The sequence below is a fragment of the Lacibacterium aquatile genome (assembly GCF_042683105.1).
Classification (GTDB): domain Bacteria; phylum Pseudomonadota; class Alphaproteobacteria; order Elsterales; family Elsteraceae; genus Lacibacterium; species Lacibacterium aquatile.
The window spans coordinates 72,721-97,779 of the sequence record NZ_JBHUIP010000014.1; the positions used below are offsets into that span (position 1 = coordinate 72,721).

Annotated in this window: 23 protein-coding genes, 1 tRNA gene and 1 pseudogene; 8 read left to right on the forward strand and 17 right to left on the reverse strand. The window is 60.7% G+C overall.

Annotated features, from left to right (window positions below; translation table 11 throughout):
* Positions 1 to 105 precede the first annotated feature (105 nt).
* Complete coding sequence (gene hpnE, locus ACFSM5_RS17430; RefSeq protein WP_379877803.1) at positions 106 to 1,272, reverse strand: hydroxysqualene dehydroxylase HpnE; 1,167 nt, start codon at positions 1,270 to 1,272, stop codon at positions 106 to 108.
* The gene (locus tag ACFSM5_RS17435) at positions 1,269 to 2,714 is read right to left on the reverse strand and encodes a squalene/phytoene synthase family protein (protein WP_379877804.1); all 1,446 of its coding nucleotides are present in this window, start codon (positions 2,712 to 2,714) and stop codon (positions 1,269 to 1,271) included. The genes hpnE and ACFSM5_RS17435 overlap by 4 nt, the downstream gene beginning before the upstream one ends.
* A 133-nt stretch (positions 2,715 to 2,847) precedes the next feature.
* Between ACFSM5_RS17435 and ACFSM5_RS17440 the strand changes: the two genes are divergently transcribed.
* The 4 genes and pseudogenes from ACFSM5_RS17440 to ACFSM5_RS22205 all read left to right on the forward strand — a co-directional run bounded on the left by ACFSM5_RS17440 (position 2,848) and on the right by ACFSM5_RS22205 (position 5,957).
* Positions 2,848 to 3,711 carry a peptidylprolyl isomerase gene (locus ACFSM5_RS17440; protein ID WP_379877805.1) on the forward strand — a complete coding sequence of 288 codons (864 nt, stop codon included), beginning with the start codon at positions 2,848 to 2,850 and terminating at the stop codon, positions 3,709 to 3,711.
* 40 nt (positions 3,712 to 3,751) lie between these two features.
* Positions 3,752 to 4,984 (forward strand): bifunctional glutamate N-acetyltransferase/amino-acid acetyltransferase ArgJ, encoded by a 1,233-nt coding sequence (gene argJ / locus ACFSM5_RS17445; protein ID WP_379877806.1) that lies wholly within the window; start codon positions 3,752 to 3,754, stop codon positions 4,982 to 4,984.
* A 10-nt stretch (positions 4,985 to 4,994) separates the two neighbouring features.
* Positions 4,995 to 5,450, forward strand: a pseudogene (locus ACFSM5_RS22200) (GNAT family N-acetyltransferase); the annotation flags it as partial.
* Positions 5,442 to 5,957, forward strand: coding sequence for a (deoxy)nucleoside triphosphate pyrophosphohydrolase (locus ACFSM5_RS22205; RefSeq protein ID WP_417498534.1), 516 nt, complete (start codon positions 5,442 to 5,444; stop codon positions 5,955 to 5,957). The pseudogene ACFSM5_RS22200 and the gene ACFSM5_RS22205, both read left to right, overlap by 9 nt.
* A gap of 159 nt (positions 5,958 to 6,116) precedes the next feature.
* On the opposite strand, the gene ACFSM5_RS17455 is transcribed toward ACFSM5_RS22205, so the two are convergent.
* The 5 genes from ACFSM5_RS17455 to ACFSM5_RS17475 form a co-directional block, all read right to left on the reverse strand.
* Positions 6,117 to 6,656 (reverse strand): hypothetical protein, encoded by a 540-nt coding sequence (locus tag ACFSM5_RS17455; RefSeq protein ID WP_379877809.1) that lies wholly within the window; start codon positions 6,654 to 6,656, stop codon positions 6,117 to 6,119.
* A gap of 228 nt (positions 6,657 to 6,884) precedes the next feature.
* Positions 6,885 to 7,541 carry a LysE family translocator gene (locus ACFSM5_RS17460; RefSeq protein ID WP_379877810.1) on the reverse strand — a complete coding sequence of 219 codons (657 nt, stop codon included), beginning with the start codon at positions 7,539 to 7,541 and terminating at the stop codon, positions 6,885 to 6,887.
* Positions 7,542 to 7,549: 8 nt separating this feature from the next.
* On the reverse strand, positions 7,550 to 8,044 hold the full coding sequence (locus ACFSM5_RS17465) for a GNAT family N-acetyltransferase (protein WP_379877811.1): 495 nt from the start codon (positions 8,042 to 8,044) through the stop codon (positions 7,550 to 7,552).
* Positions 8,045 to 8,047: 3 nt separating this feature from the next.
* On the reverse strand, positions 8,048 to 9,673 hold the full coding sequence (locus ACFSM5_RS17470) for a PAS domain-containing sensor histidine kinase (RefSeq protein ID WP_379877812.1): 1,626 nt from the start codon (positions 9,671 to 9,673) through the stop codon (positions 8,048 to 8,050).
* A 266-nt stretch (positions 9,674 to 9,939) separates the two neighbouring features.
* The gene (locus tag ACFSM5_RS17475) at positions 9,940 to 10,845 is read right to left on the reverse strand and encodes an N-formylglutamate amidohydrolase (RefSeq protein ID WP_379877813.1); all 906 of its coding nucleotides are present in this window, start codon (positions 10,843 to 10,845) and stop codon (positions 9,940 to 9,942) included.
* A 157-nt stretch (positions 10,846 to 11,002) separates the two neighbouring features.
* Between ACFSM5_RS17475 and ACFSM5_RS17480 the strand changes: the two genes are divergently transcribed.
* The 4 genes from ACFSM5_RS17480 (at position 11,003) to ACFSM5_RS17495 (ending at position 14,690) form a co-directional block, all read left to right on the forward strand.
* Positions 11,003 to 11,077 (forward strand) — tRNA-Val (locus ACFSM5_RS17480).
* A 646-nt stretch (positions 11,078 to 11,723) separates the two neighbouring features.
* Entirely contained in the window at positions 11,724 to 12,515 is a 792-nt protein-coding gene (locus ACFSM5_RS17485) for a hypothetical protein (RefSeq protein WP_379877814.1), read from the forward strand.
* A 65-nt stretch (positions 12,516 to 12,580) separates the two neighbouring features.
* Positions 12,581 to 12,742 (forward strand): hypothetical protein, encoded by a 162-nt coding sequence (locus tag ACFSM5_RS17490; protein WP_379877815.1) that lies wholly within the window; start codon positions 12,581 to 12,583, stop codon positions 12,740 to 12,742.
* Positions 12,743 to 12,767: 25 nt separating this feature from the next.
* Positions 12,768 to 14,690 carry an asparagine synthase-related protein gene (locus tag ACFSM5_RS17495; protein ID WP_379877817.1) on the forward strand — a complete coding sequence of 641 codons (1,923 nt, stop codon included), beginning with the start codon at positions 12,768 to 12,770 and terminating at the stop codon, positions 14,688 to 14,690.
* Here ACFSM5_RS17495 and ACFSM5_RS17500 read toward each other — a convergent pair whose 3' ends face one another.
* The 10 genes from ACFSM5_RS17500 to ACFSM5_RS17545 form a co-directional block, all read right to left on the reverse strand.
* A complete protein-coding gene (locus tag ACFSM5_RS17500) occupies positions 14,691 to 15,527 on the reverse strand; it encodes a sulfotransferase domain-containing protein (protein WP_379877819.1) in 837 nt (278 codons plus the stop codon).
* The gene (locus ACFSM5_RS17505; protein ID WP_379877820.1) at positions 15,524 to 16,465 is read right to left on the reverse strand and encodes a hypothetical protein; all 942 of its coding nucleotides are present in this window, start codon (positions 16,463 to 16,465) and stop codon (positions 15,524 to 15,526) included. The genes ACFSM5_RS17500 and ACFSM5_RS17505 overlap by 4 nt, the downstream gene beginning before the upstream one ends.
* Positions 16,462 to 16,893 (reverse strand): lasso peptide biosynthesis B2 protein, encoded by a 432-nt coding sequence (locus ACFSM5_RS17510; protein WP_379877822.1) that lies wholly within the window; start codon positions 16,891 to 16,893, stop codon positions 16,462 to 16,464. Before ACFSM5_RS17510 ends, ACFSM5_RS17505 begins: the two co-directional genes overlap by 4 nt.
* On the reverse strand, positions 16,890 to 17,183 hold the full coding sequence (locus ACFSM5_RS17515) for a PqqD family protein (RefSeq protein WP_379877823.1): 294 nt from the start codon (positions 17,181 to 17,183) through the stop codon (positions 16,890 to 16,892). Before ACFSM5_RS17515 ends, ACFSM5_RS17510 begins: the two co-directional genes overlap by 4 nt.
* Positions 17,184 to 17,224: 41 nt before the next feature.
* Complete coding sequence (locus ACFSM5_RS17520) at positions 17,225 to 18,571, reverse strand: polysaccharide biosynthesis protein (RefSeq protein ID WP_379877824.1); 1,347 nt, start codon at positions 18,569 to 18,571, stop codon at positions 17,225 to 17,227.
* Positions 18,568 to 19,599, reverse strand: coding sequence for a nucleotidyltransferase family protein (locus ACFSM5_RS17525; RefSeq protein ID WP_379877826.1), 1,032 nt, complete (start codon positions 19,597 to 19,599; stop codon positions 18,568 to 18,570). The genes ACFSM5_RS17520 and ACFSM5_RS17525 overlap by 4 nt, the downstream gene beginning before the upstream one ends.
* A gap of 68 nt (positions 19,600 to 19,667) precedes the next feature.
* Positions 19,668 to 21,482 carry an asparagine synthase (glutamine-hydrolyzing) gene (gene asnB, locus ACFSM5_RS17530; RefSeq protein WP_379877827.1) on the reverse strand — a complete coding sequence of 605 codons (1,815 nt, stop codon included), beginning with the start codon at positions 21,480 to 21,482 and terminating at the stop codon, positions 19,668 to 19,670.
* Positions 21,483 to 21,485: 3 nt separating this feature from the next.
* A complete protein-coding gene (locus ACFSM5_RS17535; protein ID WP_379877828.1) occupies positions 21,486 to 22,424 on the reverse strand; it encodes a class I SAM-dependent methyltransferase in 939 nt (312 codons plus the stop codon).
* A complete protein-coding gene (locus ACFSM5_RS17540) occupies positions 22,421 to 24,130 on the reverse strand; it encodes a WecB/TagA/CpsF family glycosyltransferase (protein ID WP_379877829.1) in 1,710 nt (569 codons plus the stop codon). Before ACFSM5_RS17540 ends, ACFSM5_RS17535 begins: the two co-directional genes overlap by 4 nt.
* Positions 24,127 to 25,059, reverse strand: coding sequence for an NAD-dependent epimerase/dehydratase family protein (locus ACFSM5_RS17545; RefSeq protein WP_379877831.1), 933 nt, complete (start codon positions 25,057 to 25,059; stop codon positions 24,127 to 24,129). Before ACFSM5_RS17545 ends, ACFSM5_RS17540 begins: the two co-directional genes overlap by 4 nt.

Sequence of the window (25,059 nt, forward strand, 5' to 3'; positions counted from 1 at the left end):
GGTGTTTCCCGCCCGCATATATCTTTGTTTGTCGTTCGTTGGGCGCTGTAACCGCCATTATTGCGACGCAATATGAATGGGGGCATACCCTCGATGAGGCAAGAGCTAATTACGGAAAAATTGTCGAGCCGCAGCTTCCCCGGACCGGCATGCACCTTCCAGGGTGGCGGGCAAACCGGTTGCAGTCCAGTCTCCGGCCAGTGTCAGACCTCTTGGCCCCGACGTTGTAGATGGGCGGAGTTTTTCCTGGGCGGATGTCGCGGCGAAGGTTGCGCGTTTTTCCCGGATCATCTGCCAGCCGGGAGGCAGTTCCGGCGTGGCTCCCAAGACGCCCGCGACTTCCTGCCAGAGCGATCGGGCCAAGGTTTCTGCATCCTGGTCGAGCAGGCGGTCGGCGGCGCTGACCGTGATGGAGGCGACGCCGTCCCGCCAGCTCAGCCACTCACCTGTCCCGCCGATCAGCCCCAGCAGGCGCGGCCCTGCGGTCTTGCAGTGTACATGAAGATTGATGATCGCCCGGTGATCGTCAGGGACCATCAGATCCGGCAGCAGGCGGGAGACCTCCCAGGCGGGTAGTGCCAGGATTGCATTTCGGGTCTCGATAAACTCGCCGTCGGCAAACCGCAGTCCGGTGAGTTGGTCATCCTGTATCTCCAGGGCGGTCAATCGATGGCGATGGCGGACCGGAGGTAGTCTGTTCAAGGCGGGATCGACGAAAGCGGCGGCAAGGCTGGTGCGGGCAAGGCGGGGTGCGCAGGCTCCGGGGCCTTTAAGCAGGCTGGCGCGCAAGATGGCAGCGAGGCTGCGCGCGCGGGCGGCTTCCGGCTCGGTATTCAGGGCTGCGACAGATAGGGGACGCCAGAGCGTTTCCCAGAGGCGGTTGTGCCCCAGGCATTCTGAAACGCTGGTATCGGCACCGGTCAGGAAGGGCTTGAGCATTCCCAGCGCACCAAGGCCGAGTTGCCAGGGGCGGCGCAGATCTACGGACCAGCGCTTGCCACTACGAACATCGGCAAAAGGGAAGACCGGTGTTTCTGCGGGCATCTCAGCCGTGCTGCCTGCCCGTTCCAGATAGCGGGTGACGGCAGCATTGCCCGACAGGACCAGATGAGTCCCGTTGTCGAGAATGCCGAGCGTCGGATCCTGCCAGCTTCGGCAGCGCCCGCCCGCCTGGGGAGTTGCTTCGTGTAAAAGAATAGGGATACCGCGTTCGGACAGCGCCAGGGCTGCCGAAAGACCGGCGATCCCAGCCCCCACGATATGGACAGTCATGGCGTATGGGCGAGCATTAGCAGCTTGAGCTTGTCCCGGCGGCGCAGTTTGACGCCAGGGGTCGGCAGTTGCGCCATAATCTCGGGCAGCAGCAGCCGATAGGCCGCCAGCATGAGGCGCAAGGGACGACGGGCGGTGGGATCGGGCAGGGCGGCGATCCAGGCATCGGCCAGGATCATCTCCTGCTCGGCCTCATCGGCAAACTCCTGCGCGGCTGCCGCCATGGCCGGGTGGGCCAGGGCTTCGGCCGGGATGGGCGGGATATCGTGACGGGCCAGCAGGCTGTCGGGCAGATAAAGCCGGTCGCGGTCGGCATCCTCTGCCAGATCGCGCAGGATATTCACCCGTTGCAGCGCCCGGCCCAGGGTGCTGGCGAGACGCGGATGGGGCGTGCCAAGGATCGCTAGAGTCAACCGCCCAACGGCGCCCGCGACCCGGTCGCAATAGAGCGCGAACGTCGCCTCGTCCGGGGCCTGGATCGGTGCGCCCTCATCCATGGCCACCCCGTCGAGCACGGCGCGCAGGTCGGCCATCGACAGGTTGAAGCGCGCCGACGCCCAGGCGAGGTCGGCGGACAGCGGTTCCTGCCAGACGCCGAACTCCAGAGCCGTGAGCGCACGGACGGTGGGCATGAGATCGCCGCTCGCCTCGCCGTCGGCGAGATCGTCCAGGGCGCGGCAATAGCCATAGAGGGCCTGTAAACCGCGCCGCTGCTCGCCTTTCAGGCTGGCGATGGCGAGGGCGAAGGAGGAGCGGGGCAGAGGCATGCGCTCCAGCGGTCGCAATCCGGCCCAGAGCCCGGACAGCCAAGCGCCGAGCCCAGGGCGCTTGCGGCCCGCGGCAAGCCGGGCGGCATGGATCCGCGCCACGGTCCAGGTCATGGCGGCTTGCCGCCGCAGGCGCGAGGTCAGCAGCAGGCGTGGCAGGGGGCGGGCCTGCTCCAGCCATATCAGAGCTTCACCTAGCACCTCGGCAGAGGAGATGCGGGCGGGCAGTCGGCGCCGTCCGGCAGCTTCGTCCGCGCTGCGGTCGGAGATATGATTGAGAAGCTGCAGGGCAATTGCCAGTGCCTCGCCTGCCGGATAGGCAAAGCTGCGCTCCCCGTGGCGATCCAGCAGGTAGCGGGCGACGGGGGCTGCGGTCAGGCGGCATTGATCGACAAGCGCTGCCATGTCGGGCGGTGTCCAGCCTTGGGCATCGCGCTCGAACCCGGCCCAGAGATCGGACAGCGGCCCGATACCGCCGGGAACGGCACGGAAGCCGGCGCGCAGATCGTCGAGCTGGCGGATCTTCTCGTCCGCCGACAGATCGCTGGCATCGGCAACGTCGTCGCCTGCGCGCGCGATCTTATAAAAATCGGAGACGTCCTGGCGCACGTGCGGTGCCAGGAACAGGCTCGCGACGGGAAAATCCTCGTTTCGGGGTGTTTTGCTGGCGCCCATGATTGTTCAACCCTAGCCGCCTCACGTGCGACTTGCCATCCTTATGCCGTGAAGACTTGTGTGACTTGCGCCAGTATGCACTATGCAGCGCGAAGTGCGTCACGCGCTCGCCTCTCTTGAAGGAACATTTTCTATGTCCCGTTTCGTCGTCGCTGTCTCCCTCGTGGCCATGCTGGCCGCAGGTTCCGCCAACGCTCAGACCATTGGCGACGTCTTGAAGGGCCCCGCGCCCAAGGATGATCCCGTCGTCGCGAAGGTCGACACGATCGAGATCCGCCGCTCCGATATCGTGAAGACGCTGGAAAGCCTGCCGCCGCAGGTTCAGCAGATGCCCATGGGCCAAGTCTATCCGGTTCTGATCGAGCGCATGATCGACAGCAAGCTGATCGCCAAGGAAGCCCGCAAGACCAATCTGCAGCAGGATGCGGACGTGAAGCGCCGCGTGGCCGACTTCGAAGATCGTGTCCTGCAGGAAGTCTTCCTGGACCGTTCGGTCCGGGCCAAGATCGACGACAAGGCTCTCAACGAGCGCTATCAGGAATTCCTGAAGTCGAACCCGCCCCAGGAAGAAGTGCGCGCCCGCCACATCCTGGTTGCCGATGACAAGAAGGCCAAGGAACTGATCGAGAAGCTGAAGAAGGGCGAGGATTTCGCCGTTCTCGCCAAGGCCAATTCCTCGGACGGCTCAGCCAACGACGGCGGCGATCTCGGCTTCTTCACGAAGGATATGATGGTGCCGGAATTTGCCGATGCCGCTTTCCTGCTGAAGCAGGGCGAGTTCACCCAGGAGCCGGTCAAGACCCAGTTCGGCTTCCATGTGATCAAGCTGGAACAGCGCCGCATGGCCAATCCGCCCAGCCTTGAGGAAGTGAAAGGCGAATTGACCGCCGACATGACCCAGGAGAAGATCGGCGAGGTCGTCAGCGATCTGCGCAAGGGCGTGAAGGTCGAAACTTTCGACATCGACGGCAAGCCGCTCGGCGCGCCGAAGCCGTAATCTCCCAGATCTGACACGCTCTCTTCCAAGGACCGACACGATGGCTCACCCGGTTTCGCCGCTGGCTCCCGCGACTTTCCCGACCCTTCCCCCGATCAAAGGCGTTCGCCTGGCGACCGGGGCGGTTGGGGTCCGATACCAGGGGCGAACCGATGTGATGCTGGCCGAACTGGCCGCCGGGACCAGCGTTGCGGGGTGCTATACCCGCTCGCTGACCCGGTCGGCGCCGGTTGACTGGTGCCGAGAGGCCCAGAAGGGTGGTTCGGCCCGCGCCATCATCGTCAATTCCGGCAATGCCAATGCCTTCACCGGATCGGTCGGTGAGGCTTCGGTCAAGCGCACGGTGGAAGCCGCTGCCAAGCTGCTGGGCTGCAAGCCGACGGAAGTCTTCGTGGCCTCCACCGGTGTCATCGGCGAACCGCTGCCTGACAATAAGATCACGGACGGTCTGCCCGCGATCCGGCAGAAGCTGGCCGAAGATGCCTGGTTCGAAGCCGCCAAGGCGATCATGACGACCGACACCTATCCCAAAGGCTCCACCGCGACCGCGACGGTCGATGGGGTCAAGGTGACCGTCAATGGTATCGCCAAGGGTTCGGGCATGATTGCCCCGGACATGGCGACCATGCTGGCTTTCCTTTTCACCGACGCTGCGGTTTCGCCCGAGGCACTGCAGGCGATGCTGACCCCGGCGGTCGATAAGTCTTTCAATTGCGTCACGGTCGATGGCGATACCTCGACCTCCGACACGGTGACCCTCTGCGCGACTGGCGCTGCCGGCCATGCGCCGATCACCAGCGCGTCCGATCCGCGTGCGCGCAGCCTGAAGAAGGCGATTCTAAAGGTCCTGACCGACCTCGCCCTTGATGTGACCAAGGATGGTGAAGGCGCCGAGAAGCTGATCACCATCGAGGTGCGTGGTGCGGCTTCTGCCAAGGCCGCCCGCAAGGTTGGCCTCGCCATCGCCAATTCGCCGCTGGTGAAGACGGCAGTTGCGGGCGAGGACGCCAATTGGGGTCGCGTCGTGATGGCCGTCGGTAAGTCCGGCGAAAAGGCCGACCGCGACAAGCTGTCGATCTGGTTCGGCGGGCATCAGGTCGCGATCAATGGTCAGCGCCTCGAAGGCTACGACGAAACCCCGGTCGTCGCTCATTTCAAGACCCGCGACGTTCGCATCGCCGTCGATCTCGGTATCGGTGGTGGCAAGGCGACCGTCTGGACCTGCGATCTCACCCACCGCTATATCGACATCAATGGCAGCTACCGTAGTTGATCCGGTGGCGATGGCGCGCCCTGCGCTGACCGTCCCGACGCTCGCCGGACCGAATGTCCGGATCCGTCCTCTGGCCGTGGGCGACCTCGATCGGGTCGCCCGGCTTGCGAATGATGCCCATATCTCGGCCATGACGGTCGCGATTCCGCATCCGTACAATCGCAATAATGCCGATGAATGGTTTGCCTATTCCTCGGCCGCGACAGAACGGGGCGAGGAAATCACTTGGGCGGTCTCCGATCTCGCCAGTGACGAAATCGTCGGCGCCATCGCCCTGACGCTGAACCCGCTCCGCAAGACCGTGGCGACGGTCGGCTATTGGATCGGCCGCGACTATTGGGGCCGGGGCTTTGCGACTGAAGCGACGCGTCTGGCCCTGCGCTATGCCTTTGGCGATCTAGGGCTCGATGCCGTCGGTGCCTGGGCGCGGCCGGAAAATGCCTCCTCTATCCGAGTGATGGAAAAGCTGGGGCTGAAGCCCAGCGATGGCCTCGATCTGCATCGTCCGGACAGCGACTGGGCGGCGGTGGCACGCCGGGTCGGGCGGGCGGATTTCCAGGCGGCAGAGACGATTACCCGCAGCCTGACCGTGGTGGCGGTCGCTTTGGTCGACGAGGACGGTCGCGTGCTGCTGGCTCAGCGTCCACCGGGTAAAGCCATGGCGGGGCTATGGGAGTTTCCAGGCGGCAAGCTCAACCCTGGTGAGACGCCGGAAGCTGCCCTGATCCGCGAGTTGAAGGAGGAGTTGGATATCGATGTTTCCGCTTCCTGCCTTGCGCCCTTCACCTTCGCCTCGCACACCTACGCGGATTTTCACCTGCTGATGCCGCTCTATGTCTGCCGGGTGTGGGAAGGCCATCCCAAGCCGGTTGAAGGTCAGGTGCTGGCCTGGGCAACGCCGCAGGAGATGGCGAAATATCCGATGCCAGCGGCCGACAAACCGCTGATCGCGATGCTGCGGGATCTGCTGTAGGCTTTTCTGTTTTTGCCGTCATCCCGGTGCTCGACACCGGGATCTCCTCCGGGAACTTAGCCAATTCTTCCTGAAATGGTGCGGAAACACGCTCGGACGAGATCCCGGGATCAAGTCCCGGGATGACGAAATCATTGAGTTCACTTTGGAAAAGAAGCTCTACGCCGCAACCGAGCGGGAAAACTGCTCCAGATCGGCGATCTCGGCGCCCGTCAGCTCATGGGTGCGGCGGAACCAGCTGGCGATGGCTTCGACGCGGGCGCGGGAGATGGCGTCGAGACGAGGCGAGGCCAGAAGTCGGTCGATCAGCTCGTTGCCGGTCCGCTCGACCGAGGGGGCGGCTGCGTCATTTGCGGCGGCCTTGCGGGTCGTAGCCTTTGCGGTGGCGGTCGCCTGAACCGGCTGCGCCTTCTGAGCGGCCAATTCCTCTTCGAAGCGGCGGGCAATGCTCTGCCATTGTTCGGCGGCACGTTCGGCTGAAATCCGGCGGCGGGTTTCGGCGATAAAGCCAGCCCAGCCATCGAACCAGGACTTCAAGCCACCCCGGGCATGGGTCGAAACAGCTTCGTCCCAGCCGATCTCGTTCTCACGCAGATGGCGGACGGCCAGTTTGGCGGCAGCCAGAACTTCGGCGTCGCTGTCACTGTCCAGACGTGCCAGCAGCTTTACCAGACGGTCCCGGTCGAATTGGGATTCCATGGAAAAGCCCTCCTGCTGAAACTGGAACAAAGAACGAACCTGCAATCGGAGAATTGCTTACGAAGCAGTGCCTTGTCAACTGGTCTTGAATGAGAATCTCGTCAAGTGTCACAGCTGTGATACCGGGTATGCCGAGGCGGAGGAGGGGCAAATCCAGGCAGCTGCTGCCTTTGAGGCCGGAGGGTGCGCCCTACAGAAACGCTGACCCCGGTAATACATACAGGGGAGCTATCGGCTGGGTGCCGGAGAGATATTTCCGGACAGCAGGAGCCTGATCCCTAAGGCGATCAGCACGGCTCCGGTAAAGCGTTCCTGCCACGCCAGCAGCTTCGGCCAGCGGTGGAGCAGATGGCCCACAGAGCCCGACGCGACCGCGACACCGCCAAGGGAGAAGACGCCAACCAGCTTCTGGATCGATCCCAGCACCAGCAACTGCAACCACACCGGCCCCGCAGCCGGATCGACGAAGAGCGGCAGGAAGGTGAACATGAACAGCAGCGACTTCGGATTGGTCAGGCTGTTGATCGTACCCTCCCGGACCGCTTTCCAGCTTGAAATGGGCTGAGCCTTGGCGATGCTGGTGGATTGCTGCTTGAAGCTGCCCCAGACCATCTTCCCGCCCAGATACAGGAGATAGGCCGCTCCCAGCCACTGGAGGATAGTCAGGGCGGCAGGGTAGGCGGCGACGAGCGAGGCCAACCCAAGCACCAGCAGCAGCACCTGGATCGCTCCAGCCACGAAAATCATGCCAACCATCGTGAGAAGAGCGACCTTCCGACCCTGGCCGACGCCCCGGGCGATGATAAGCATCATATCGGGTCCCGGCGTGATCTCCAGCAACGCCAGGGCCACGAGAAACGTCAGAAAGACCGAAGCGTCGGGCATCGCGTGTCCTATGTCAGGTCGTACCGCTTCAGGATCCGGTCGACCGGGCGACCATCGCGTAACGGAACGGCTTCCAGGGTCCGATAGGTCACGAACCCCATCTTCGTATAATAGGCGAGGCCCGGCACATTGTCCGCGCGGATCTGGGCGTTCAGCGCTGTCAGCCTCTGGTCGCGGGCTGCCTGGATTGTACGGCTGAAAAGCGCGGTGCCGACACCCGGGATCTTGTGCTCGAGGCGGGCGAAGGTCGCGATATCTCCCCACGTCGCAGGCAGGTCGCTGTCACGGCACAGGGCCTGAAATCCGACGACCTCACCCTCCGCTTCGACGAGATGGCAGAAGAGAACCTCGCTACCAGCGATGAAATAGTCCGACAGATCGGCGTCGGAGAGGATTTCTTCGATGGCGGTTGTTCCGCCGGCCTTGATGATCGGATTGATCAACCGCGTCAGGGCCGGAGCGTCAGAAGGTACGGCAAGGCGCACGTGGAGATCTGATGGCATGGATTAAAGGCCCGGTTCGCTGTTCGCCCGTACCCGCTCCACGGGAATGATGATATCAGCGCGTGTGCCTTGGCCTGGAGCCGTTTCTATCTCCAGACGGCCGCCATGCATCTCGGCCATGGATTTGACCAGGGGCAGGCCCAGGCCCGTCCCTTCGAACTTCCGGGAATAGGCGTTGTCGAGCTGGCCGAACGGCGCCAGTGCGATCGGCAGGTCTTCAGGGTCCATGCCGATGCCCGTGTCGGAGACGATCAGGGTGATCTCGCCGCTGGGACGCTGATCGGCGGCCAGGGTGATAGTTCCACCCTCGCCAGTGAACTTGATGGCATTGGACAGGAGGTTCAGCAGCATCTGCCGCAGGAAGCGGGTGTCGGCATAGATGCGCGGCATGGTCGGCGGGCAACTGCGTACGAAGTTGAGGCCGCTCCGCGCTGCGCGGTCCCGCACCAGCCGCTCGGCGGCGGCCAAGATCCGCTCGACAGTAACCTCTTCCTCGACCAGTTCGATGCGGCCTGCTTCAATCTTGGACAGGTCCAGAATGTCATTGATCACGTCCAGCAGATGGCTGCCGCTATCCTTGATGTCGCGGACATACTCGACATAACGCTCGCCGCCCAGGGGGCCGAACAGCTGGCCCTCCATGATCTCGGCAAAGCCGATGATGGCATTCAACGGTGTGCGCAGCTCATGGCTCATATTGGCGAGGAACGTCGATTTCGCGCGGTTGGCGGCATGGGCTTCCTGCATGGCGTCGCGCAGGCGCGTCTCGTTTTTCAGCCGCTCGGTGATGTCGACATAGGAAAGGACATAGCCCAGGTCCGGTACCTGACGGCGATGCACCTCGATCACTTTACCCCAGGGACGCGGTGCAATGACCACTTCTGGCCCGAGCGGCGGCATGGTGCGCAGGATGCGGTCGACATTCTCTTCCGACGCATCGCCCTCCAGATCGCCGCGCCGAGCCTGGAACATGACGATATCGCGGATCGGGCGGCCCACTTCGACCAGGCCGGGCGGCAGATCGAACAGCCGCTCCATCTGTTCGTTCCAGACCAGAATATTCAGCGAGGGATCCAGCACCATGATGGGAGTGTGGATATGCTCCAGGGCCTGACGCAGCATCTCGTCGCGCCCGGACATGCCTTGCCCGGAACGCCAAGCGGTAGTCAGGTTGCAGGCGGTCCCGCGATAGCCGGTGAAACGTCCCAGCCGGTCAAAGACGGGTACGCCGCTGACCCGCACCGCCATGATCTCATCTTCGCTGCCCCGGGCCTGATAGATGAAGTCCTGGAACGGGCGATGGGCCTGCAGATCAGCCAGATGCTGCTGCCATTGGTCGGTTTCCAGCGTTCCGACGGCAAGTTCGGTCCGCTTCTTCGACACTGGCAGACGGGTGACGAAGCGGGTTGGGGCATTTTCGGAGAACCAGACGAACCGGTGCTGAGCATCGGTTTCCCATAGCCAGTCAGAGGCGGTGGCGATGAAAGCCTGATGGCGGGCGCGTTCTTCGGTATAGCGGGCGCTAATCTGCCGCCAGCGTGTCAGCGCGATAGCGGTCAAGGCCACCAGGATCAACCCTGCCGGAAACGCGATCCATACTGGCACTACCGCTGTGTGAAGATACTCCACCGCACCGCTCCCCTTTGTAGGTGCACACTATAGGCGCCTCCTGTCGAAAGGGGCAATTTCTTGCATTTTAGTCGCTTCGTGATGTGCGGTGCGACATCCTGTCTCGGTTATAAACTGCGGAAAGAGGGATTGACATTGTGCGACTGCGAGATTAATTTTGCAGTGCGTCATGAGCGATCCTCATCACGCATACGCTCTTGAGCGTTTCCTCCCTGAACTCGGGCCGCTTCTGCGGCCCTTTTCTTTTTGGCTTTCTGGGCTGCATCTCAGGGGCGCATCAGATTGACCGCCTCGGCGGCCAGGAACCCCATCATCCGGTCCATATCCTGACGCAGGCGCCCGAAGCCTTCATTCGGCTCGACGGTCTGCTCGTTCATATACAGGCTGCGATTGACTTCGATCTGCAGCGCGTGGCGCCTGTCGACGGGTCGTCCGTAGTGCCGGGTGATGAAGCCGCCTGCGTAAGGCTCGTTGAACAGCACGCTATATCCGGCGCCGCGTAGCCACTCGGCGACACCTGCGCCGACGCCTGATGCGCAACTCGTGCCGAAGCAATCGCCGAGGATGAAATCGACCCGGCGGCGACCAGCGTCCTTTTCAGTCGGCCCGCCGATGGAGGGCATCGAATGGCAATCGATCAGCAGGGCGAGGCCAAAGGCCTTCTGTGTCTCGCTGAGCAGGCCCTCAAGCGCATCATGATAGGGGCGGTAGCACCCATGCACCCGCGCCTCGGCCTCGGCAAAGGGCAGGGGCGCCCGATAAATCTCGGCCCCATTGGAGACGATCCGCGCGATTGTGCCGAAGCCTGCGGCCACCCGGGGGCTGCGGGCATTCACGAAGGCGGGCAGAGGGTCGCGGAACATGGTGGGGTCCAGTTCCCACGGCTCGCGATTGGGGTCGATATAGGCGCGGGGGAACAGGGCGTGCAGCAGGGGTGCGCCATGGCGGGGGGCGTCCTGATAGATCCCTTCCAGGAACGCATCCTCCGACCGGCGTAGAGCCAGGGCGCCCAGGGGCGAGTTCGCGACGAAATCGCGCGGATAGGCGCGGCCGGAATGGGGGGACGAGAAGACCAGCGGCACAGTTTGGACGTCTGGCCGTTCGATGGACAGGGCGGTGCCGCTCGATGCCGCGGGCGCCGTCCCCTTATTGGGAAATTCATCGCCGTTCATGAAAGAAAGAGTTAGGCGATGACGCGCGCCCTGTCACGTGTCGCCTGACAGGAAGGGTGATGAGGCCCGCGTGTTTTTTTCCCTTGCATCCATTCTTGGTTCGTTTATAACCCCGCCCACGCCGACGGTGGCCGACAGGCTCTGGACAGCGGATAATGGGCGCGTAGCTCAGCGGGAGAGCACTACGTTGACATCGTAGGGGTCACAGGTTCAATCCCTGTCGCGCCCACCATTATGAAGGCCAGGAACCTCAACGGGTTCCTGGCCTTCGCCATTTCTGGGCTAGGCCCAGCCCGGACCTCCGGGGAAGCGCCAGAAAATAATCTCTTAGGCTTGTGCCCTATTTTTTCTGAACTGCTCGATATTTGTGGCGGCAAAGGGGGGGCTTTCGCTCCGGTCCAGACCCGCTACGTCAATAATGACGCCGATATCAACATGCGGATGAATGACGTTGTTAATACCTGTCTTGGCATAAGCGCCGCATCGGGCGCTACGCGTTTGCGATCTTTGCCGCAAGGGCTTGGCTTTTCCTTCCTTGGTCTGGGGATTGGACGGAGCGTGTGCGATATGAATGGCCGGATTTATCGCGCATGGCCTTTGGGTGCTTGATCCGTCAGTCCCGTTAAATCCGGATGCGTCCGGCAGTCGCATTCAAATATTTAGATATATTATGCTGAATAAGTCGGCGGTTCGTGAGTTGATTTTAAGTGTTATTTACTGATGCCGGAACCTGGTGAGTGGGTGTTTGTTAAAATAATTGCTTTTAATTTTTGATGGTGCTGGAGTTTTGAATGGTGATCCATTTCCCCAATGCTATAAGATTTTTCCGATTTCATAGCGGCTGTCGTGTTGGTTGCGGGATATGTTAGGCTGGCAGGATGGCTACGGAAGAAAATATTCGGTCGATGGAAGCCGCGATGTCCTATCGGGTGAGGTCGGCAACCATCGGTGAAAATCTGAGTAAGGCGCTGGCTCATGGAGATGTCGCTCTTCATGAAGATGGCACTTGGGAGGTTCTGGTTAACCCCTTCGCTACCGTAAATTGGCGGTTTGGTGGGCGGCCACCTCCTTTTCCTTGCGGCAAGTTGATCGGTTTTCTCTTTCGTCATGCCTATGGTCACGGCGCCGTCCCGCTCGGATGCCGGACCTGTTACAAGGTGCAGATCAAGCCCCGCACTCTTCGGGAGCTGTCTGCGACTTTGCCGATCCTTGAGTCCGTGCCGCATGCGTCGAAGGCGGGCACAGGGTTGGGCGCGCAATATCACTCAGGCGTCTATTCCGCTCTCTTTTATCTGAACGGCCTGGAAGAGGCGCGGTCAGTCTATAAGGTTGTTCGCGACGCCGTCGATCGGACGCCAAAACTAGGCCCAGATGTCCCGGTGGCAATCAAACGCGGTTGCACGGAATATGAGGTCCATTGTGGACCTTCGGATCGCTTCTCTTTCGATCAGAAGCTGGAGCCCGTTGAGGCCTTCCTTCTGTCGCGGCTGCGTCCACTCAACGCAGCTTCCATAACCCCTAAGCCGCATCAGGCGGTATTCATGCGATGGATCCAGGTTGCCTATCAGGTCGGTGACGACACCTATCGCGATTTTACCGATGGCCGTCGCCTCTATCCTGCGACGGTTGCCTACGATCCGAACTCCGGTGCGGCCTTATCCCAGGATTGATCCAACGAACCTGTTTTGTTAAGCTATCGGGGAATTTTAGACGTTGGTGAAGCGGGTCAGTTGTAATGAATGAAAAGTCCGAAGCCGTTGTGACGGAAAAGATCGAGACTTCACGGCCTGCTTGGCAGAAGCCTGCCTTGACCGAAATCTCTATCGATGAAGTGACCGCCTGTTGCTATGCTCTTGGCGGTAACGACGGCACCCCTAGTGTGACCAGCATTTCCTGATTTTTCTTCAGATGAAATATTTGGAATGAGTGGTTTTGCTGGTTGGTTGGCCTTTGGCGAGGCTATAGGCCGTTATTCTGACCGCACGATATCCTCCGCTTTTTCTCAAGCTCTCGATGCCCCTGGAATAGGGGCGGCGAAGTCCTGGTCCGGCGATGGCATTGTCCTGACTCACCGGCAGCGCATAACCGCGCCGCAGGATATAGGTGACCGGCAACCGAGACAGGGAAACGACTCTCCCTTCGTGCTGCTGTTCGATGGCTACCTCATCAACCGGGATGAACTCGCCGAAGGGTTGTCGTTACCGCTCGAAGCCCAGGGGTGGCCCGACAGCGCCTTTGTAATGGCGGCGCTGGAGCGGTGGGGTGAAAAAGCGCCATCCCGCCTGTTGGGGGATTTCGCCCTTGCCCTATGGGATGATCGGGAGAGGTGCCTGCTGCTGGCGCGCGACGGGATCGGTCAGCGGCCTCTTTATTACCATCAGGGGCATGATTTCATTGCCTTTGCAACAACACCCCGGGCTCTGCTGGCCCTTCCGCAGGTGCCCAGGGCCGTGGACGAAAATCGCTTCGCGCGTCTTCTCCTCGATCTCCCTGGTGAAGTTGGTAGCAGCTACTATGCCTCTATACGGTCGCTGCCTGCGGGGCATCAGGCCAAGACATCTGGTGGCCAGATCGAGGTGCGCTGCTATTGGAGCCCCGATTACGAGCAGCGTCTGAGTTTCAGACGAGATGAGGATTATGTCGAGAGAGGTCGGGAGCTTCTGGATCGTGCGGTCAGGGCTTGCCTACGTATCGAGGGCACTCCTGTATCGGCAATAACCGGTGGGCTTGACTCCTCGGGCGTTGCGGTCACCGCACTCAAGTCGCTGCCGACGGGACGCCTCGATACCGTGACAGCCGTCCATTCCGTGCCAACAGCAGATCTGACTGGGAAATACGCTGACGAAACGCCGTTGGTCGAGGCGATTGCAAGGCAACATCCGGGGCTTGCACCAGCATTTGTATCAGGAAGCGGTTTGCATCGCTGGGACGAGCGTTGGAACGACCTGTTCCTATTGACTGGTATCCCCTGGCGCAATGTGATGAACCTCGCTTGGCTTGGCCCCGCGCGGGATCATGCGCGCAGTCTCGGGGCCAATGTTCTGCTCTCCGGTGGAGGTGGTAACATTACGCTTTCATGGTCTGGACTCGAGGGATTGCCCGCTTCGTTTCGCAATGGGGAATGGGCGTATGTCGGACGTGAGGTGCGGGCCTTGTCCAGGTCAAGCGGTCTTTCTTCTGCACGGCAGTTCTGGCGCAGCGTGCTGTCGCCGATGATGCCGCCAGGACTTCGCGGACGGTTAGATCGGCTTCGGGGGCGGGAAACCCCCAATCATTGGCTGCGTTTTTCAGCAGTGCAGCCCGATTTCGCGCGTCGCCTGGGGCTTGAGGAGGAGGCTAGGCGCTTCTGGCGTCCACCGACGTCTTCGGCGGATATTCGGCGCCGGTTTTTTCCGATGCAGCAGGCGGCTTTTGAAGTGGTGGGCCTGGGGCGGGCACTTCACGGCCTGGAAACTCGGGATCCGACGCTGGACAGGCGTCTGCTGGAGTTCTGTTTTGCCGTGCCGGACACACAGTATCTGCAACGTGGTGTCACTCGCTCCCTGGCCCGGCGTATTCTGGCAGACCGTTTGCCGCCCGAGGTCGTGAACAATCGGCTAAGGGGCTTGCAGGGCGGAGATTATTTCCACCGTATGTCATTGCAACGGGCGGCCATAGTCGAAGGGGTGGAGGCGCTCGAGAGATCTGCAGTTGCCAACCGTCTGCTAGATGTCCCGCGGCTTAAAGAGTTGCTGGATCGATGGCCTGCCGATCACGCGGCGGCAGGGCCGGAATATATGGCCATCTTGCATCGCGGCCTACATTTTGGCCAGTTTCTGCGATGGATCGAAGGTGGGAATAGCTAACTAGAGATAACCCAGCCGTCGCATCATCGGGCCGTGGTTCTCCTCGATCAGCATCGCCTGTTCGGAGGTCAGAACACTCCTCCATCCTCCAGCACGACCTTGTCTGAAGAATCGCTCGGCTGTTTTTGGTCGCTCGAGAAAGCCTTTATCGTCCTCGGCTGCGCGCAGCCTGTCGAACCGCGTGGCCGCTAGTGCCTCGGTGATGGCGGTAGGGGGCGCTGACCAGCCGATATAATCCACAACTCGACGCAGCTCTGACGGCGCATCGGTATGCATGTCCTCGTATCGCACCAGCAGGCTGGGTTGGATGCCGGGGGCGTCAAGCCAACTGGCCACATGTTCCGACCAACTGCCGAGATGCTGCGGCAACTGATCCGCGAGCTTGTTGGATTGCTGGGCGAGGCTGGCTTGCGGATTGCTCAGATGGGTGATGGCCGCATCGACCGTGATGCCGGCGTGATGTGCCCAGGAAATCGCTACATCCCGGGGGTCTCGCACGATATGAAGGCTGCCGAGCGTCACCGCGGGAGGGAAAAGCGGCTCGCCAGCCGGCGTGATCTGCCAAGCGTCGTGAACCTTGCAGAATAGCGGCTCCCGAGTGTCCCGCGCCTGCTCTTCATAACTGCGCGGACGCAGAATAGCTATTTCAGCAGGGGTCAGGTCGGATGAGGCTACACCCAGCGAAACATCAAAAGCATGCCGATTTGCTGCGATAGGGGCGAAACTTGGCCTGCTGGCGAAATCCATCGGCTTGCCTTGCTTCAGGCAAAGGAGCGCGAGTCTCAGCCACGTATTCCCGGATTTGGGATAAGAAGCTAGCCAAAAGAAACCGCTCACGCTTCGATCTTTTCTTGCTGATGGGCAATGCGATCGATGAGCTTATCGAGCCGTTCGAGGCCGCTGGCGTGAGTTAATTTCCAATGGGATGGTATGGCGCCCGCCATGCGAGTTACTTGGCCAAGATAGCCCGATGGGTTTTGTGTGGCGCGGGCTAGAATTGCGTTCTGATAAAGCGACTGGGAGAAGTTGGCGATCGCTTCCAGGCCCTTCACAGGTTGGAGGATTGCGTGGCGCTCGTCTTCCACCCTCGAGTAGTGGTAGACAGCGGTAAGGCGGCATGGACTGCGCGCGAAGCTCTCTGTGAGAGGGACCAAATACTTCTGCATTTCAATCCTAACCCGCTCGAAGGAGTCGGGCGGGAATTTGAAAGCGTCCATTGTGTCGCGCCACAGCTTCAACCGGGGGACAGTAGGCAATGCCCAGACGCCGTCGGACGAATGCGACAGGGCTGTAAGATCATCGGCCAGTAGTTGAAACCCGCGTTTTGCAAAGGCCGAGGCAAGGGTGGATTTCCCGGTTCCCGAGCGTGCTGTGATTGCTATGGCGACATCGCCGTCCGGCCGTGGAAATCGGATGCAGGCGGCGTGCAGTGGCACGACCTGACGGCGCTGACACAATAGAGCGAAGATCGTGCCGAACAGAAAGGCCCGGATGGCAGGAGACTCAGGGGGCAGGTCCGAGGCAATCGTGATCTGAGAGCCTTGAGCGTCGATCATGTAGGTCGCGACGTCAGGTATCGTGAGGCGGCAACTACCGTCGCGACTGAGCTGTAGCAGGGTGCCCTTGTAGATGAGGTCGGGCAGGGTTGACGGAATTCCGCCGAGACAGATGACAAAATCCGGCTTTGGCCGCAGTGGCCCTTTGGCAAGGAAAAGTTCGGGAAGGGGCAGGGAGCTTTCTATCTGCCAGCCGCATAGCTCCAGTCTGGGTGTCACTTCGGTTGAACTTCCGGAAGGGCGCGGAAAGGGGTAAAGGATTCGATTGTATCACCGCCGCAAACCATACCACCCAGTGGTCCATTAAGGATCAACCAGGCATGAGCCGATAGGCCTTCTTCCGTCCGTCTTACGCCGAAACACATCAACGGACGATGACCCCTTAACCTCAGCATCAGGCCTGCTGCGGTCGCCTGGGGAAGGCAAAGCGGTTGCCAAGGTAGCCGCTTCGCAGCCGCCGCGACAGCCTTGCCGACGGCAATGCCGTCAGTTGCTTGGGTTGGGGAAGGGTCCGATATTCCAGACACAACCTGAATGCCAGCTAACGCCAGTAGGTATTTTAACGGCAGAATGCGAACAACCAAAGGATACAAGGTCAGCAGATAACCTGCTTCGATGACCCGCAGGCGATGGCGCGTGCGAGTCAAGCTGCCTTCTCCAACAGATTACGGTCATCGAGCTGAATGAGCAGATCAATGACATCGCGCTCAATCTCTTGTGCATCCCCCTCGTAGTCGATCGCGAGGCTTATGCAGAGTTCCGATACCGCCTGAGAGCTTTCAAGGCGTTTCCATATCTCGCTCCCCATCGCGTTGAGACCGAAATAGCGCCAGTGGGAAACACTCATCAAGACGATTTCCCCAGCAACCTCGGCCGTCAGGATGTCGCTCTTGCGGGAAATGACCGTATCGCGCGTTATCATCTGTTCACAAATCATGGAGGAAGCATACCCGTATCTAGCACATCAGATCTGCTGCTTCACCCGGCAATACCGACGGTTTGAGCGGAGCGACGCAGATTTAATGCCTCCCAAAAGCTCCCAACCACGGCGATTGTGAGAGTTATCGCAACAGGAAGCCAGAGCGCGGAAAGACATGTCAGGCACACCAATGCGCCGGTTCTGAAGAGGGAACTGAAAGGGGCGGAGGTAAGGGGCGCTAGGGCAATTCCCATCAAAGCGGCCGCGGCAAGGGCACGTCCTGCCAGCAGCAGTTCTGTTGGCGGAGGGAAAGCGAAGGCAAAGGCCTGAAGACACAGTAATAGCAGCAGCAGGATGCCATGGCGGACCAACATGGTTCGTTCGCGACGCTGAGCCACCACTCCAAGATATCCAGCGAACCCCAATTGAGTCAGGCTCCATTCCAAAATCATCCAGCCGCCAAGTTTTTCCAGGCTTCCTGGATAGGCGAACGACCAAGCGACTGTGCCTAGGATGAGTAGACTTGTGGTTATACCAGTGGCGTGGATCAGCAGACGAAGGGGCGCTAATTGCTGGCGTGTATCGCTTGTCTTTAGCATCGTGGGCAGCAGTACCCGGTCGGTCTGGCCGAACAGGCTGCTCAGCCCCTGGAGAATCTGAAGGCTGAGTAAACAGGGAGCCAGAAGTGTCGGGGCCTGGGCCGCCAGCAGAAAGGGCAGGGCCCTGCCATGAAGCAGGGCCAGGATACCTATGGAGGTGAGACTGATCGCCCCTTGCCGTATATCGCTTTGCAATCGCCCCCGGTTCGGCGAGAGATCTGTCGGCATTCCAGGAGCACTGCGCAGCAGAATATGCTGGGCTATCCAGCCTGCGCTGACAGCCAAGCCTAGTAGGGGAGCGGCCTTGTCAGGAGGTGTCATGATGGCGATCAGCGCTGTGAAGATGCCATAGGCGGTCCACCGCACGTGGCTTGCCAGGGCGGCACGGCGCGGATTGTTTAGGCCGTAAAGAATGGGGGCAAGATTACAGGCAGAAAGCAAAAGTCCCGGTGCCGCGGTTAGAAGAAGCTGGACGCCGGGCCGCTCAAACCCCCACCAGAGGCCCCAGCACAGGAAGGCGACTACTGTCATCAGAGTGATCGCCAACAGCCGGTGAAATACCGCAATGCGCCAAGTCTTTGGCCATGTAGTATCAGATGCGGCCTGCCGTAGCAGAAAGGTTGGCAGGCCAAGTTCGCCCAGAAACGTCAGAGTTGCGACCACCAGGAGACCTAGGCCAAGTTCGCCATAAACTTCGGCACCATAGGCATGAAGCAGCGCAAGTTGGCTTAGAAAATTGACGGCATGACTGGTCGCCTGTGCGGCAACAGGGCTCAGGGGATGCAGCATGGAGCGAGCAAGGGTCATGGCCGCCGAAGCCGGTGCTTTCGCTTTAAGATGCGCAGCACCTTTACCGGGAGGTAAAGAAACCTGAGCCCTGCCGGTAGATGCAGAGTTGCCAAATCTTCCTCGGCCGGAGCGATGTGAGCACTCAGAATCTGCCAGCGTTCCCGCCAACTGCGATGTAGCCGCATCTCGACAAGAAGATGACGCAGCGGTGCCGTTTCGCGCATGCCGCGCTCGGTCGGTGGCTGCGCAAGATGAGCAAGGTGCGCTTCGACCACAGGCCTCACTGCGGAGGTCAAGGGAGTCATGGCAACGAAGCCAGGCGGCTGTCTGCGATTGAAGGTTGCGGCGGCAAAGCCGAGGGCTGCTGCGAGGTGCCGTTCGCACCTCAAGGCATGGGCTCGTGTCGACACCTTAGACCAGTCAACAGCGGGATTATCGAGCGCTACTGCCAGGTCAAAGGCCCAATGCAGACGGGCCCAGGCATGGCGGATACCATGGTAGGCGGCATAGACTATCGCGTCTTCTGGCGCCAGGGTTGGGACTTGCATCCCAGCGATGTTGACGAACGTCATATGCTCGAAAGGGTGAAGCGCGCTCAGAACTTCTGCTTGCGCGGCAATATGGGTATGGAGATCTACCTGGGGCATCGCGGATGAGACGAAGGTTTGAGATTTCCATTCTGCAGGTCCGGCCGGGCGGTAGCCGAGGCTGAGGAGCAGATCGGAGGCACGATTGCCTTCCTTGGGCGGTACCAGCAGATCGATATCGATCCCGCCACGCCGGACGGGATCCCCCATGATCTGGGCGCCATACGCGGCTCCCTTAAAAGTCAGCACGGGGATGGCGGATTCCTTGAAACTTCCCAAGAGTTGGAGCATTCCCCCGATCCGGCCTAGGGATCCTTTGAGGCCCCGCTGTTCCATGTCGGTCAGTTCTCGCGCGTCTGCCTCTTGCAGATGTGGCCTCAGCGATGGGGCGAGCGCCAGCAGGAGCCGGTGATGGACGAGCCGCGCGAACAGACGGCCGGCGTCCAGTTCGCTAGGCATCGGGACTTGATGCCTGCCCGCGAGATCAAGGAGCCAACGTGTCTCGGGGTCAATTCGGTTACGCCAGTTCATCGCGCCGTCTCGCGCTCCAGCCATCGCAGCCAGAGTAGGAGGCAGACCGGCCACCAGAGCGTCGGATCGTTGGGATGCACCGCGATTTCGGCCTTGAGTTGGCTCAGGTCTAGGAAGTCGCTTGCAATGATCGGTGGATGGTCGAAAAGGTCAGAGAGATCGATCGCGCCGACAGCGAATTGCTCGGCCATGCCAAGGCCATGACTTTTCGGAGCCGAGATAATCTCAGGCGGCAGATCGCCCGTGAACAGCTTTCGAAGGATTTGCTTACCGCCCTGATAGGACACCTTCTCTGTGGGGGCGAGTGCAAGCGCGGTGGCGACGACCCGCCAATCAAGGAAAGGTGAGCGCACTTCAACGCCGGAGGCCATGCCGTTGGCATCGGCATATCGTAATGGCTGGGGCAGCAGATCCGTGACGGGGTCGGCTTGCAGCGCGGCGTCCAGCGGTAACCGCTGTTTTGAAACACGTTCAGCAAACCAATGACGACCGTCATGCCAAAAGCGGCCTGCAATGCTGCGGATATGGGGACGCCGTTTGCGCATGATCCAGCGAATGGCGGCTGTTGGCGCCTCCCAAATCAGGCGGCGGGCTAGCAGGCGGCCATGAGGCGAACGCAGTAATTTCCAGGCGCTGAGGAATTCGCCACGTTTGAGGGCATCCCGAAGGGCGAGCGGGATATAGCGGCGAGTATAACCAGCAAACAGTTCATCGGCGCCTTCACCTGTCAAGGCGACGGTGCAGTTGTGGGCCCTCATTTCTCGATAGAGGCGGAAAGAGGCGACGATGGAAGGCGTATTGAAGGGCTGCTGCTGGTGGGCAATCACATCATCCAACAAAGCTCGAGAGGGGGTAGGATCGACGGCGACCCGTGCCAAGCGCTCGGACAGCCCAAGGTATCTGGCTGTGCGTTCGGCCCTATCCGTCTCATCATGCGGCCCTTTCTCCCGATAGCCATAGGTCAGGATCTGGTCCGGCTTGCCGCTGTCGCCTTGCCCCGCTGCCCAGGCGACGATGGTGGAGTCGAGCCCGCCAGACAATAGCAGTCCACTTGGCACGTCGGCGCGTAGGCGCAGGGCCGTAGCATCGACAATCAGATCTTTGAGCGGTGTCGCGGGGGCGGGAGTTGTGGACCAGTCGTGGAAACGATTGCGGCTGATGTTGCCAGCGCGATCGACCGACCAGATCGACCCCGGCGGTAGACAGAGGACGCCTTGGAAGAAAGAGTTCGACCGATGGTCCGTTAGGCCAAGAGTCAGAAAATCATGCACCGCCACCGGATCGGGAATGAGGGGCACATCGGCTGCCTGAGCTAGGGCTGTACATTCACTGCCGAACACGACTGCTTTTCCTGTGTCAGCCCAAAACAGCGGTTTTACGCCCAGTCGGTCACGGCTGACATAAAGCTTGTCGTCCTTGGCGTCGAACAACACAAAGGCCCACATGCCATTAAAGCGCTGTAAGGCGCTGCTCCCCCAATGACGCCAAGCGATCAGCAGCACCTCGGTATCACTGTGCGAGGTGAAGCGGTGGCCAGCGGCTTCCAGTTCGACCCGAAGCTCAAGATAATTATAGATCGCGCCGTTGAAGATAAGCCAATTACCTGTCTCGGGATCCGGCATTGGCTGATGTCCCCCAGCGCCGGGGTCGAAGATGCCAAGACGTCTATGGCCAAGGAACAGGCGGCCATCCCAGTCGATACGACTGCCGTCACCGTCGGGCCCTCGATGCGCCATCCCGGCCAAAGCTGCCAACGCTGCGGCCTCGGCAACTGGACCCGTTCGATCCAAAAGGGCGAGGATGCCGCACATACGCTATCCCCGGGCCAGATGCCGCAGCAGTCGCAGCACGGCACGCGGGTAGCCGTTCTTCAGCGACCAAGGTTTCACCAGATCGGCGACATGGCTGGCGAGCGACGGCGGAGCCAAGAAGGGGCGAATCTCTGAAAAACTGCTGTCTCGTCGGGCGTAGACCCGCAAATTGCCGGGATAGATGCCGTCGGCTTCCCTTTCCACTTCGAACGGTGCAAAGCCATGCCGGTGCAGAAGGTCGGTTAAGGTTTCGGCGCGGAAATAACTGGCGTGGGAGATGTGGAAATTGATTAACCCCATCGATGACCAATCTGCCGCCGTATCTGGTACTTCGATGACCAGCGAAGCGCCCTCTGGGATCCAGGCTGCCAGACGATCAAGGGCAGCGCCGGGATCTACCAGATGCTCCAGCACGTGGAATAGCACCGTAACTTGGGGGGCGAAGGGGGGCGGCGATGCTTCAAGGAATGGCGCTTCGACGATCTGATCGCCAAGATGCAGGGAAGTTTGCGCGTGGCGGACGCCGCTCGTCGAAGGCTCGATTCCATACAGATGCCGCGCGCCGGCTTGACGGGCGGCGGCCAGGAAATATCCGTAGCCGGCACCGATTTCCAAAAGCTGATCCAAATGGCCGAGGCGGGCTGAGATCTTGGTGACCCGCTCCCTTGCGACTGACTGGTAGGTGGCGATCTGAGCCTCGGTCGCCTTGAAATCCATTAGGGCGCTATACAGAGACGTATAGAAGCGCTCCAACTCCGGCGGTGACAGCATGTTGGCGCAATAGATCAGACCACAGCGCTCGCATTCCTTGATATTGGAAGGCAGCAGATAGCGATCATAGCGTAGCAACGGACGGCCGGCTTCAGATCGGCAAATCGGGCAAGGGCGTTTCTGAAGCCGACGGGACAGGCGGACAAGTTCAAACAGATCAACGATCTTCATGGCCGGACCTTTTGACGGATCCACGCCCCGACCAGTAGGAGCAGAAAAAGGCTATTGCTGACGAAGTAGCGACGTCCGAGACGCAGTGGGTCTTGCAACAGCCGTGCGAGCCATTCAAGGCCGGCCCGCTGCATCCAGAGCGGCGCACGTCGAAAACGACCCGCAATTACATCAAGCGATCCCCCTACCATCATGGCAAAAGGCACGCCGGTTGCCGCGTGATGGCGCTCCAGAAACAACTCCTGCAAAGGCGATCCCATGGCGACGATGAGGCAATCGGCGTCACTGGCCCTAATCCGGGCGACGATCTCGGCTTCCTCGGCATGCGAAAAATAACCATGATGTTGGCCGGCGAGTGTGAGGTCAGGCAGGCTGGCGGTTAGTTTGGCGGAGGCGTCAGCCAGTACGTCCGGCGTTGCGCCCAGGAGGAAAGGCTTGAAGTTTTCCTTGGCGCACCGCTGCAACAGAGACTGCATCAAATCGATCCCGGTCACCCGTTCCGGTACCGGACGGCCCAGCAGGCGCAGTCCCCAGACGATGCCCATTCCGTCGGCGCAGACGCGGTCCGCGCTGGCAACAGCCGCCGCGAGTTGAGGATCCTTCCTCATCTGAATCAGCTTTGCGACATTTAGATCCGCATAGCGGCAGGGGCGATTGGCGCGCATCGCCGTGCAAGCCTCTTCTAAGGCGTCAGGGAACGTCAGGCGGTCTACCCCATGCCCCAGGATCAAAGCGCGTCTATCTTCTTGTGGCAGGCGGGGCGGGCGGCGGGCTCGTACCCAGCCGCCGACAGTTTCCGCGCTGAAGATCTTGATCGCGAGGCCTTTTAAAAACCGCTTGAGGCTGTCGCGCCTACGCCAGGGATATCGTGCGAGATGCTTGTCGAAGGCGGCAATCTCTTCCGGTTGGGCGGCAATCGGTTGGGTGACCTTGCCGGCGATGAGCAAACGCCAGAGGGTACCTGGAAGATGGGAAGCGGATTCCATGGTTTCAAAACCGCAGCGGGCGGTTAGCCGGTCAAGCCCGGGGCCTGTGAAATAGCTGAGATGGGCGAGATGCACGTCCTGCCAGCCTGACCAATCGGCCCCAACATCCGGCACTTCGATCACCAGTCGGCCTGTGGCGGTTAGGGCTGAATGGGTGTTGCGCAATAAGTCGGCCGGGTCGACGACATGTTCCAATGTATGGAACAGCAAGACCAGGTCATAGGGGCCTGCAGCAAGGGCTTCCTTCAGGTTCAGGAACTGGACCGGCGCTCCATTGAGCCCGGCCGTTCGGTGATTTGCATCCGGCTCAACGGCAACCAACATGCGAGTTGGATCATCTTGATGAAGGGCTGCCAGTAGAGTCCCGAAGCCGGAGCCGATTTCAAGGATGCGAGCGGCTGGAGGTAGATCGCGGCCAAGGCGGTCGGCACGTTGCCGTGCGATCTGGCGAGCTTTAAGGGAGGCGAGGAACGCCTCATCATAACGGTCGGCAGCCTCAACTGGAAAAAGGCGACGATATTCTTCGCGATAAAAATGATCGAGTTCATCCGGCCCCAGGTCCGGGGCGAGATAGCCATTGCCGCAGCAGCCGCAACGGTGAAACCATTGGCCTGTGCGGGCGATCTGTTCCGGTGCGACGGCGCGTTGATGAATTGTTGCTCCGCAGACCCGGCACCAGCCCTTGGCTTGCTCAAGGCGCCAGTTGGTCCTTTGTTTCATGAAAGAACTCTGGCCGGGTGACTGGCGATGATGGCGCGCAGCGCCTCTTCTAGGGGGCGTCGCACGCGCCAGCCTAGGCGCTCGGATGTCTTGCTGGGATCGCCCAATAGCAGCGGTCGATCAAACGGGCGCTGCAGAGTGCTCCGGCTTTCGATGCGCAGGTTGCGTCCGGCGAGCGTCATGAGGCGTCGTGCTAAATCCTCTACGGAAAGTGCGGTTCCGCTGCAGAGATTATAGGTTTCGGCGAGATCCGACGCAGGATCATCGGCAAGTGCGACCAGGCCGGCAGCGACATCCTCGACATGCAGATAATCCCGGCGGGGCGAGAGGGCGCCGAGCGGTAACACGTCGTCTGATTGCTCCAGGCGCGTCAAAATATCCGGGATCAGATGACCGTGAGGGTCGCCGGAGCCGATCGCATTGAAAATGCGAGCGATACGTAGGTTAGCCCCGCTCTGTTGCGACCATATGCGTGCCTGTTCCTCGTTGGTACGTTTACTGACGCCGTAGATATCGGTTGGACCAAGAGGCGCTTCTTCGCTAAGTGCGATATCCTGCCAACCGTAAACTGCACCGCTCGAGGCCAGTACCAAACGTCGCGCATCTGCTTTAGTCGCGGCGTCGAGCAATATCTGAGTTCCCAACACATTGATCGCGAGCGTGCGGCTGGGGTCAGCGGTGCAGGTGGGAATATGATGCAGCGCTGCCAGATGGACGATATCGGCCTGTTGCGGCATTGCCTGTTCAACGGTCGCCGGATCACGGATGTCGCCGTGGATTACGGTCAGTCGTCCGCTGGCGGCAGGCAGGGGCAGACCTGCCGAGCCGTTATCGATGATCGTCACCGTCTCGCCACGCTCGAGCAGAGTTTGCACCACATTACGCCCGATAAAGCCGGCACCGCCTGTTACCAAATAGGGACGTCTCAT

Coding starts and splice junctions, on each gene's coding strand:
- hpnE (WP_379877803.1), bottom strand. CDS start 1,272: ATGACTGTCCATATCGTGGGGGCTGGGATCGCCGGTCTTTCGGCAGCC.
- ACFSM5_RS17435 (WP_379877804.1), bottom strand. CDS start 2,714: ATGGGCGCCAGCAAAACACCCCGAAACGAGGATTTTCCCGTCGCGAGC.
- ACFSM5_RS17440 (WP_379877805.1), top strand. CDS start 2,848: ATGTCCCGTTTCGTCGTCGCTGTCTCCCTCGTGGCCATGCTGGCCGCA.
- argJ (WP_379877806.1), top strand. CDS start 3,752: ATGGCTCACCCGGTTTCGCCGCTGGCTCCCGCGACTTTCCCGACCCTT.
- ACFSM5_RS22205 (WP_417498534.1), top strand. CDS start 5,442: ATGGAAAAGCTGGGGCTGAAGCCCAGCGATGGCCTCGATCTGCATCGT.
- ACFSM5_RS17455 (WP_379877809.1), bottom strand. CDS start 6,656: ATGGAATCCCAATTCGACCGGGACCGTCTGGTAAAGCTGCTGGCACGT.
- ACFSM5_RS17460 (WP_379877810.1), bottom strand. CDS start 7,541: ATGCCCGACGCTTCGGTCTTTCTGACGTTTCTCGTGGCCCTGGCGTTG.
- ACFSM5_RS17465 (WP_379877811.1), bottom strand. CDS start 8,044: ATGCCATCAGATCTCCACGTGCGCCTTGCCGTACCTTCTGACGCTCCG.
- ACFSM5_RS17475 (WP_379877813.1), bottom strand. CDS start 10,845: ATGAACGGCGATGAATTTCCCAATAAGGGGACGGCGCCCGCGGCATCG.
- ACFSM5_RS17485 (WP_379877814.1), top strand. CDS start 11,724: ATGGCTACGGAAGAAAATATTCGGTCGATGGAAGCCGCGATGTCCTAT.
- ACFSM5_RS17490 (WP_379877815.1), top strand. CDS start 12,581: ATGAATGAAAAGTCCGAAGCCGTTGTGACGGAAAAGATCGAGACTTCA.
- ACFSM5_RS17495 (WP_379877817.1), top strand. CDS start 12,768: ATGAGTGGTTTTGCTGGTTGGTTGGCCTTTGGCGAGGCTATAGGCCGT.
- ACFSM5_RS17515 (WP_379877823.1), bottom strand. CDS start 17,183: ATGATTTGTGAACAGATGATAACGCGCGATACGGTCATTTCCCGCAAG.
- ACFSM5_RS17520 (WP_379877824.1), bottom strand. CDS start 18,571: ATGACCCTTGCTCGCTCCATGCTGCATCCCCTGAGCCCTGTTGCCGCA.
- ACFSM5_RS17525 (WP_379877826.1), bottom strand. CDS start 19,599: ATGCCTAGCGAACTGGACGCCGGCCGTCTGTTCGCGCGGCTCGTCCAT.
- asnB (WP_379877827.1), bottom strand. CDS start 21,482: ATGTGCGGCATCCTCGCCCTTTTGGATCGAACGGGTCCAGTTGCCGAG.
- ACFSM5_RS17535 (WP_379877828.1), bottom strand. CDS start 22,424: ATGAAGATCGTTGATCTGTTTGAACTTGTCCGCCTGTCCCGTCGGCTT.
- ACFSM5_RS17540 (WP_379877829.1), bottom strand. CDS start 24,130: ATGAAACAAAGGACCAACTGGCGCCTTGAGCAAGCCAAGGGCTGGTGC.
- ACFSM5_RS17545 (WP_379877831.1), bottom strand. CDS start 25,059: ATGAGACGTCCCTATTTGGTAACAGGCGGTGCCGGCTTTATCGGGCGT.